6 protein-coding genes are annotated in these 9,004 nt (G+C 60.7%); 5 read left to right on the top strand and 1 reads right to left on the bottom strand.

Annotated features, from left to right (window positions below; genetic code table 11):
- Positions 1-295: 295 nt before the first annotated feature.
- Entirely contained in the window at positions 296-811 is a 516-nt protein-coding gene (locus AC1D0Z_RS06215) for a TlpA disulfide reductase family protein (RefSeq protein ID WP_457281630.1), read from the bottom strand.
- A gap of 15 nt (positions 812-826) precedes the next feature.
- On the opposite strand from AC1D0Z_RS06215, the gene AC1D0Z_RS06210 reads away from it, so the two are divergent.
- From AC1D0Z_RS06210 to AC1D0Z_RS06190, 5 genes are all read left to right on the top strand, one after another.
- The gene (locus AC1D0Z_RS06210; RefSeq protein WP_477657367.1) at positions 827-1,540 is read left to right on the top strand and encodes a DUF4197 domain-containing protein; all 714 of its coding nucleotides are present in this window, start codon (positions 827-829) and stop codon (positions 1,538-1,540) included.
- A 539-nt stretch (positions 1,541-2,079) separates the two neighbouring features.
- A complete protein-coding gene (locus AC1D0Z_RS06205) occupies positions 2,080-3,123 on the top strand; it encodes a cytochrome-c peroxidase (protein WP_477657366.1) in 1,044 nt (347 codons plus the stop codon).
- Positions 3,120-4,955: a DAHL domain-containing protein gene (locus tag AC1D0Z_RS06200; protein ID WP_477657365.1), complete on the top strand. Its 1,836-nt coding sequence runs from the start codon at positions 3,120-3,122 to the stop codon at positions 4,953-4,955. The genes AC1D0Z_RS06205 and AC1D0Z_RS06200 overlap by 4 nt, the downstream gene beginning before the upstream one ends.
- Positions 4,956-4,979: 24 nt before the next feature.
- A complete protein-coding gene (locus AC1D0Z_RS06195; RefSeq protein ID WP_477657364.1) occupies positions 4,980-6,299 on the top strand; it encodes a sensor histidine kinase in 1,320 nt (439 codons plus the stop codon).
- Entirely contained in the window at positions 6,296-8,737 is a 2,442-nt protein-coding gene (locus AC1D0Z_RS06190; RefSeq protein ID WP_477657363.1) for a response regulator, read from the top strand. The genes AC1D0Z_RS06195 and AC1D0Z_RS06190 overlap by 4 nt, the downstream gene beginning before the upstream one ends.
- Positions 8,738-9,004 lie beyond the last annotated feature (267 nt).

The raw sequence follows: 9,004 nt of genomic DNA, 5'->3' as shown, positions 1-9,004 counted from the left end.
CAGTAGCCCCCTGTTGAAGCTCACTTTGTGTAGCTTCCTCTCCCCCTCAGGGGGACAGGCGCCTTGCGCCCGGCAGAGCCGGATCGCGGCGACAACTGGCTCCCCCCGGGCGGCTACGCCGCCTCCCCTCAAGGGGCGGCGCCTGCGAGCTGGCAAAGCCAGACCCGGGCCCCTGCTGGCTAAATCGGGAAACAGAGTTGTGCTATTGATTTCATAGCTGGTTGCGCCCGTCCTGTATGGTCAAAAGGCCTGTTTCATTGCTGAAACAGGCCTTTTTTTTGGGCGGGGGCGTCTATCAGGTCTCTTTGAGCAGCTTCTCGATCAGCTGGTGCAGCGCCGCAAAGTCGGGCTCACCCACATACTGTTTGACGATCTCACCGCGCTTGTTGACGAGGTAGGTGGTGGGTGTGAGCTGTACATCGCCCCATGCTTTGGCCACCGCGCCCGTATTGTCGATCGCCACCTTGAAGGGCAACTGGCGCGTTTGCGTGTAATTGACGACATAGCTGGGCGGGTCGTAGCTCATGGCCACGGCCAGGGTGTCGTAGCCTTGGGATTGGTATTTGTTGTAGGTCGAAATGACCTTGGGCATCTCGGCCACACACGTCACGCAGCTGGTGGCCCAGAAATTGACGAGGGTGACCTTGCCTTTGAGGTCGGCGGTGGTTTTTTTGCTGCCGTCCAGCAGCACGAAGGTCGATTCCGGCGCGGCCTCGGCACCGCCGCATCCCGGCAGGCAGGCAAGGGCCGCCACAGCCAAAATGCCGGCCAGTGCCGTGCGGCATACTGTCAGGCGGGATGTCAATTTCATTGGAAGGACCTCATCATGCAACGTCGCAATTTTAACCAGGCCGGCGTCAGCGCGTTGGGCGCACTGATATTGGCCACCTACCACCAGGCCCACGCGCTTTCGCTGGGGGACCTGTCGGGCATCAGCAATGCCGACGCCAGCGCCGGCCTGAAAACCGCCCTTGAAAAAGGCGCCATTGCAGCCGTCGCCCTGCTGGGCAAGACAGATGGATTCCTCGGCAACCCAAAAGTTCGCATTCCTTTGCCCGGATACCTTGAAGACGCGTCGAAACTGCTGAAAAACTTTGGCCAGGGCAAGCGGATCGATGAACTGGTGACGTCCATTAACCGCGCCGCTGAAGCCGCTGTACCCATGGGCAGGGACCTGCTGGTCAATGCGGTGCGCACCATGAATGTGAATGACGCCAAGAACATCCTGACGGGTGGCGAAACCTCGGTGACCACTTTCTTCGCCGAGAAAACCCGCACCCCGCTGGGCGTGAAATTCCTGCCGGTGGTGACCAAAGCCACCGAAAAGGTCGGCCTCGCCAACAAATACAACGAATTTGCCGGCAAGGCCGCGGGCTTTGGGCTGGTCAAGAAGGAAGACGCCAACATCCAGCAATACGTCACCGGTAAGTCGCTGGACGGCCTCTACCTGATCATTGGCGAAGAAGAAAAGAAAATCCGGCAAGACCCGGTCGGAACGGGCAGTGCCATCCTCAAGAAGGTCTTCGGATCCATGAAATAAAGATTTTGCAGGAATATTGGACCGAAAATCAGCAGAAACCCATATGGTACGGGCGCTAGCAGCTATCAAAAAGTGAGCAATAAGGGGCGCAGTGCAGCGCGATCTGGTGCAGCACCGGAGGCGGCATTTTCAGGGGCTGGGCGACCCCAAAAAAACGCATTTACTTACATGCGGTTGGTAAATATGACCACGCGGGAAATGCCTTAACAGCCTCGCCGATAAACGTGCTCTGATCTGGTTGCAGCGAACGGTCCGGAGCGACTGCAGACACCGCGGATCACCAGCGGTATGTGAAGAATGCCGCTCAGACCGCCAGTTGGGTTATGCAGGCTTCATCCCGTGGTTGGGGGGCAACGGATGGACGCCGGCATGAAGCGCCGCAACGTCAGCAAATCCGACAATTGCCGAAACATGGATTTATCATCAAGAAGGACATCCGTCGCTTCGCAGGGGGTGGCAACCTTGCGGTTCACGCTTCGGGGTGGCGTCCGGTTCGGATTCGCGCTTCGCACTCCCGCACGAAACCCACGAGGTGAGCCATGAATGAGCACCCGGATCAGAGCCCCAGGGGCACCAGCCCAGAGCCTCCTGCCGCCACCGCCTTGGTGGCCACGAGATTCGGCGACTGGCTGAAGTTGCTGCTGGCTGTGCTGGCCTTGCTGGCGTTGGCCTCCCCTGCCGCCTTCGCAGCCCCTTTGCTCAATGAGCCCATTCAGCCAATCCCCCTCTCGCTGAAACAGGACCCGGCCCGTGCCGAAATCGGGCGCCAGCTGTTTCACGATGCGCGCCTGTCCGGCAACGGCCGTGTGTCATGTTTCAGCTGCCATGACCTGGGTAGGGGCGGCGGTGACGGCCGCGACAGGTCCGTCGGGCTCAACGGCGGGCTGACCGGGGTCAATGCGCCGACGGTGTTCAATGCTGCGCTCAATTTCAGGCAATTCTGGAACGGCCGTGCCGACTCGCTGGAGTCCCAGGTAGACCACGTCATGCTGAACCCGACCGAGATGGGTTCGAAATGGGAAGACGTGGTTCGCAAGATAGCGGACGATGCCAAATACAAAAGCGCGTTCAGCGCCGCCTACAAGGACGGCGTCACCAAAGCCAACATCCAGAACGCCATCGCGACATTCGAGCGAACGCTGATCACCCCCAACTCGCGCTTTGACAAATACCTGCGGGGGGACGCGGAGGCCATTACCGCCGCCGAGAAGGTGGGGTACGCCAAATTCAAGCAATACGGTTGCGTCGCCTGCCACCAGGGGGTCAATGTGGGCGGCAACATGTTCCAGAAGTTCGGCGTCATGGGCGACTATTTTGCGAAACGCGGCAATCCGACGGAAGCCGACCTCGGCCGGTACCTCGTCACGAAGGTGGAAAGCGACAAGCACGTCTTCAAGGTACCGAGCCTGCGCAACATCGCGCTCACGGCACCCTATTTTCACGATGCCTCGGCCAAGACGCTGGAAGATGCTGTGGACGTGATGTTCAGGTACCAGCTCGGACGCGTTGCCTCCAGGGAGGACAAGGAGTCCATCGTCAAGTTCCTCAATACGCTTACCGGCGAACGGGACTTCAAACCGTGAAAAAAACGAACCGACTTGCCTGGGCGCCTATGGCGGCGGTCACCGCCGTGCTGCTGTTCATCCTGGTGTTCCTGTACAGCAAAACCCAAAGCTTCGACGAGTCGCATTACTTTGAGGATATGGCCGTGCTGCGCCACCTGAAGCAGCTGGACGCGCAATGGGAGCTGGATGTGCTGAAGTCCAGGATCGGGATCAACACGCACTACGATGCGCTGGCCGATAACCAGGGCGAGATGGCCCGGCTCATGGAACAGCTCGAGTCGGGTACCCACGCCCACAAGCACGATGCATCCGGGCAGGTGGACAAGCTCGCGGCGCTGGAACGCGCCGTGCAGGACAAAGCCGTCCTGATCGAGCAATTCAAGTCGCACAACTCTGTGCTGCGAAACTCACTGGCCTTTCTTCCCACCGCGGCAGAAGACGTCCAGCAGTCGCTCGGGCCCGGCCGTAGCACCACAGAGCCGGCGCTTCGGCAGGTTTCGTCTGGCGTCAGCAGGCTGCTGCTCGCGAGCATGCTGTACAGCCAGAGCCCGACTGACGAAAAGGGTGCCGAGATAGTAGAGGAACTGGGCCGGCTTGACGGCAAGCTGCACCTTACTCCGCCGGGCATTGCCGAGAGGCTGGGAATCTTCCGCGCGCATATCCAGACCATCCTGCGCGAACAAAAAACAGTCAATGAACTTCTCGCGGGTATTTCCTCGGCCCCGACCGCCAAATTGCTCGATGAGGCCAACGATGCATCAACGATCGAGCAGCAGCAAGTGGGGGCGGAGGGCGAGCGCTACGGCCGCTACCTGCTGATTTTCTCGGCGGTGCTGGTGGCCCTGCTGCTGTATGCAGCCCTTCACGTGTTTCGCAGCCACGCGGTGATCAGGCGCGTCAACACAGAACTGCAGGGCGCCAATGAGCATCTTGAGCAACGCGTGCAGGAGCGGACACAGGAGCTGCGACAGGCGCAAACTGAGTTGATGTCCACGGCRCGCCWGGCKGGCATGGCMGAGATCGCSACCAAYGTGCTGCACAACGTGGGCAACRTYCTCAACAGCGTCAATGTCTCCGCTGACCTGATCGGCAGTACCTTGCGAAAATCCAGAATACAGGGGCTCTCGCGCGGCGTGCAACTGATGGACGAGCACGCCGCAGACCTGGGCAACTTTCTGGTTCATGACGAAAAGGGAAAAATACTGCCTGGCTACCTGAGCGGGATTTCCCGGACTTTGGTGGAGGAACAGCAGGGCATGCTCAAGGAGCTGGAGCTCCTCACCAGAAGCATCGACCACATCAAGGACGTCGTGGCCACGCAGCAGTCGTATGCCGGTGGAAGCAGCATTGTGGAACCGGTCCAGATTTCCGACCTGGTGGAGGATGCCCTGCGGATGAACGACGGTGCCCTGGTGCGTCACCGGGTCACTGTGGTGAAGGAATACGCACAGGTGCCCCAAGCCCTGCTGGACCGCTCGCGGGTGCTGCAGGTTCTSGTGAACCTGATCAGCAACGCCAAAAATGCCATGGGAGGCGTGTCGGGGGGATCGCACCAGATCACGCTGCGCGTGGAGCCCGCCGGTGAGTCCAGCCTGCGGGTTTCGGTCACGGATGACGGCGAAGGCATACCGCCAGAAAACCTCACAAGAATTTTTGCCCATGGATTCACGACCCGAAAAACGGGGCACGGTTTCGGGCTGCACAGTTGTGCATTGGCGGTCAGCCAGATGGGGGGAACACTTTCCGCGCATAGCGACGGGCCGGGCCGCGGCGCAACGTTCATCCTTGAGCTTCCGGTTGGCGGTGCGCGGGCTTCGCATGACAGCAATGCGCAACCCTCGCCGGCCTGATACGTCCAGTCCACCACACAAGCCATGAAAAGTCCGCAGGCCAAACCCATGACCCAAGTGCTGAACCAGCGCATCCTGCTGATCGATGACATGCCGTCGATCCATGAGGACTTTCGCAAGATCCTCGCGGCAAAACCTGCGGCGCATCAGCTGGATGTTGCCGAGACCGCATTGTTTGGCGGGGCCACGCAGATTTCACGGGGTGACTTTGAACTTGACTCGGCCTATCAGGGGCACGAAGGTGTGGCCAGGGTTGAGGCATCCGTCCAGGCCGGGAGGCCCTATGCCATGGCGTTCGTGGACATGCGTATGCCGCCGGGCTGGGACGGCGTGGAAACCATCGAACGGCTTTGGCGTGCCGATCCCCATGTGCAGATCGTGATCTGCACCGCCTACTCTGACCACCCGTGGGAAGATGTGCTGGCGCGCCTTGACGTACAGGACCGGCTGCTGGTTCTGAAAAAACCGTTCGATGTGATCGAGGTAAGCCAGTTGGCGAGGACTTTGACCGCGAAATGGGAACTGGCGCGAAGGGCGGCCGCACAGGTGAGCAGCCTGGAAGATACCGTGCAGGATCTCAAGGCGACCGAAGCGGCCTTGCGCCAGTCCAACAAGGAACTCGAAGCGTTCTCGTATTCGCTCGCGCACGACTTGCGCTCGCCCCTGAACTCGATCGATGGCTTCAGCCATTTGCTGGAAAAGGCCGTCGGCGGCGATACAGCAGAACGTGTCAGGCATTACCTGACCCGGATCCGTGAGGGCGTCAGGCAAATGGGGGAGCTCACAGACGGCCTGCTCCTGCTGGCCCAGGTGTCCCGCACCAGCCTGAAGATCGAGACGGTCGATCTTGCGGAAATTGCCGAGCGCGTGCGGCATGACTGCCAGAAGCGCAATACGGCGCGCGACGTGAAAGTCCATATAGCGCCTGGCTTGACCGCCGTTGGCGACGTCGCGCTGCTGCGCCAGGTGATGGAAAACCTGATCTCCAACGCGTGGAAGTTCACGGCGCGCGCTGCGGCCCCCGAGATTTCGGTCGGAGCGCTGCACTCCGACAACGAAGGTACGGTTTATTTTGTGCGCGACAACGGCGTCGGGTTTGACATGACCTATGCGGACAAATTGTTCGGCACTTTCCAGCGCCTGCATTCGCCTGGCGAGTTTTCAGGCATGGGAATCGGGCTGGCCAGTTCGCAGCGGATCATCTCCCGCCACGGCGGCCGTATCTGGGCTGAAGGCGCGGTAGGAAAAGGGGCCACTTTTTTCTTCACCCTGCCTCCGCCGCTGCGGCAACCCTCACCGGATGAGAGCGGTGCTGCTGCGCAGAAACACAGGAGCCAGCCATGACTCAGCCGAAGAACCAGCGGGTTTTGCTGATCGACGACATGCCGTCGATTCACGACGACTTCCGCAAAATCCTTGCGGCAAAACCCGCGGCGCAGGCACAGGCGCTGGACGATGCCGAAGCCCTGTTGTTTGGGGACGCCGCTCCGGTTGCCATCGATGGCTTCGAGCTGGACTCGGCTTACCAGGGGCGCGAAGGCCTGGCCCGGGTACAGGCGTCCATCGAAGCCGGACGGCCCTACGCCATGGCCTTTGTGGACATGCGAATGCCGCCGGGCTGGGATGGCGTGGAGACCATCGAACGGCTCTGGCGCGTTGATCCGCAGGTGCAGATCGTCATCTGCACAGCTTATTCAGACCACGCCTGGGAAGACGTGTTCGCGCGGCTGGAGGCCCGCGACCGCCTGCTGATTCTCAAAAAGCCGTTTGACCCGATTGAGGTCAGCCAGCTGGCGAGGATGCTGACCGCCAAATGGGAACTGGCACAGCAAGTGGCGGCGCAGGTGAGCAGCCTGGAAGAGGCTGTACAGGAGCGTACCCGGGCTTTGCATGACAGCGAATCGCAGCTGCGGCAAATCACCGACAGCGTGCCGGCCCTGATTGCCTACATCGACGCTGGACAGCGGTTTCAGTTCCATAACCTCGCCTATGAAGAAGTCCTGGGCCTGAAGCACGACCAGATTCACGGTAAAACCATGCGCGAGCTGATGGGAGACCAGCTCCATGACCAGGAACACGGCAAGATTAAAGAAGCCCTGGCCGGTTATGCGGCCGAATACGACCGCATCCAGATAAATTCGGACGGCCAGCCGCGGGACTACGTCATGCAGTACTTCCCACGCTATGRCGAAGGTGAGGACGAAGGCAAGGTCGTCGGGTTTTTCTCGCTGGGTACCGATGTGACCGCGCTCAAGCGCATCGATCGCATGAAAAGCGAATTTGTCTCCACCGTCAGCCACGAGCTGCGTACGCCGCTGACGTCGATACGCGGCTCGCTGGGCCTGATCGCGGGAGGCGTGGCCGGCGACCTGCCCGCCATGGCCAAAAACCTGGTCGGCATTGCCACCAGCAATTGCGAACGCCTCATCAGGCTGATCAACGACATTCTTGACAGCGAAAAAATTGAATCCGGAAAAATGCGTTTTGATTTTCAGCCGATGGAACTGCAGCCTTTGCTCGCGCAAGCCATGACCGCCAATGAAGGTTTTGCCGGCCAGCACAACGTCAAGCTGGTGCTGGTTGCCCCGGAGGAGGCGGTGAAGGCCAGTGTTGACTGCGACAGGCTGACCCAGGTCATGACCAACCTGTTGTCCAATGCCGTGAAATTCGCGCCAGCCCAGTCTGCCGTGGAGGTCCGGCTGCTGTGCAACAACGGCAGGGTCCGGGTTGAGGTAGCCGACAAGGGGCCCGGCATTCCGGAGGAATTCCGAAAACGCATCTTCCAGAAATTTTCCCAGGCCGACACCTCGGACACCCGCAAGATGGGCGGCACCGGCCTGGGCCTGAACATCTCGCGTGCCATCGTGGAGCGCATGGGCGGGCAAATCGGGTTCACGACGGAAACCGGGGTTGGAACCATTTTCTTCTTTGAGCTGCCCGAGGCGGTGCCGGCACCGATTGAAACCAGCATCAGGTCCGGCAGTGCAGGCCGGCCACTCATCCTGGTCTGCGAGGACGATCCTGATATCGCCCGCCTGATCAACCTGATGCTGGACAAAGGCGGTTTTGATTCAGACATGGTGCACAGCGCAGAGCAGGCGCTGGAGCAGGTCACGCTGATGCCTTATGCGGCGATGACGGTTGACCTGAACCTTCCGGAGCAGGACGGCATCAGCCTGATTCGTGCGCTGCGCCGGGAAGAGGCCACAAAAAACCTGCCGATCGTGGTGGTGTCCGCCAACGCCGAACAAGGCGAGCTTGAGTTCAATACCCAACCGCTGGCGGTTTCAACATGGCTGGAAAAACCCATTGATGAAAACCTGCTGATCCTCAGCCTGCACCGTGCCATTGGCAACATGGCTGAAGGCCGACCGCGCATTCTGCACGTCGAGGATGACCTGGATATCCAGCGCATTGCCGCGGCCATTGCCCAGGACTTTGCCACCTTTGAATTTGCCACCACATTGCGGGAGGCGCGGGACCAGCTGGCCAGCCGCCGCTACGACCTGGTACTGCTTGACCTCACGCTGAAGGACGGCTCGGGCTGGGGCTTGCTGGACACCATTGAAGCACTGGACATCGTGCCACCAGTGGTCGTGTTTTCTGCACGCGATGTGGAGCCCGCGCAAAGCCAGCGCGCGGAAGCGGTGCTGGTCAAGGCACACACCTCCAACGAACAACTGATCCGAACCCTGCAGCGAGTGCTTGATGACAGCCTATGGGGAACGGTCCATCCGCCACTGACTGTAGACCCACCCCCGTCCAGGCTCACTGACGTGTAGCCTGTTCCCCCCTCAAGGGGGCGACGCCTGCGGTCTGGAAAGCCAGTCCCGCGGCCCCTGCTGGTGGAATACCCCCCGTTAGTTGCGCCATCGGACTCTTTAAGCCACGGGTGCCGCGGAACCGGCTTTGCCGGGCCGCAAGCACCGTCCCCTGCAAGGGGAAAAGGGCTACACGCAGTGAGCCCGATAGGGGTGTGCCAATTTTCGGCTTTGCCAGACCGCAGGCGGGCGGCCCCCGAGGGGCTGGAGCCCACGGCTCCAAGCCTG

This window comes from Polaromonas sp. P1_E3, from assembly GCF_056405935.1.
This window is presented reverse-complemented; position numbering and strand designations above follow the sequence as displayed.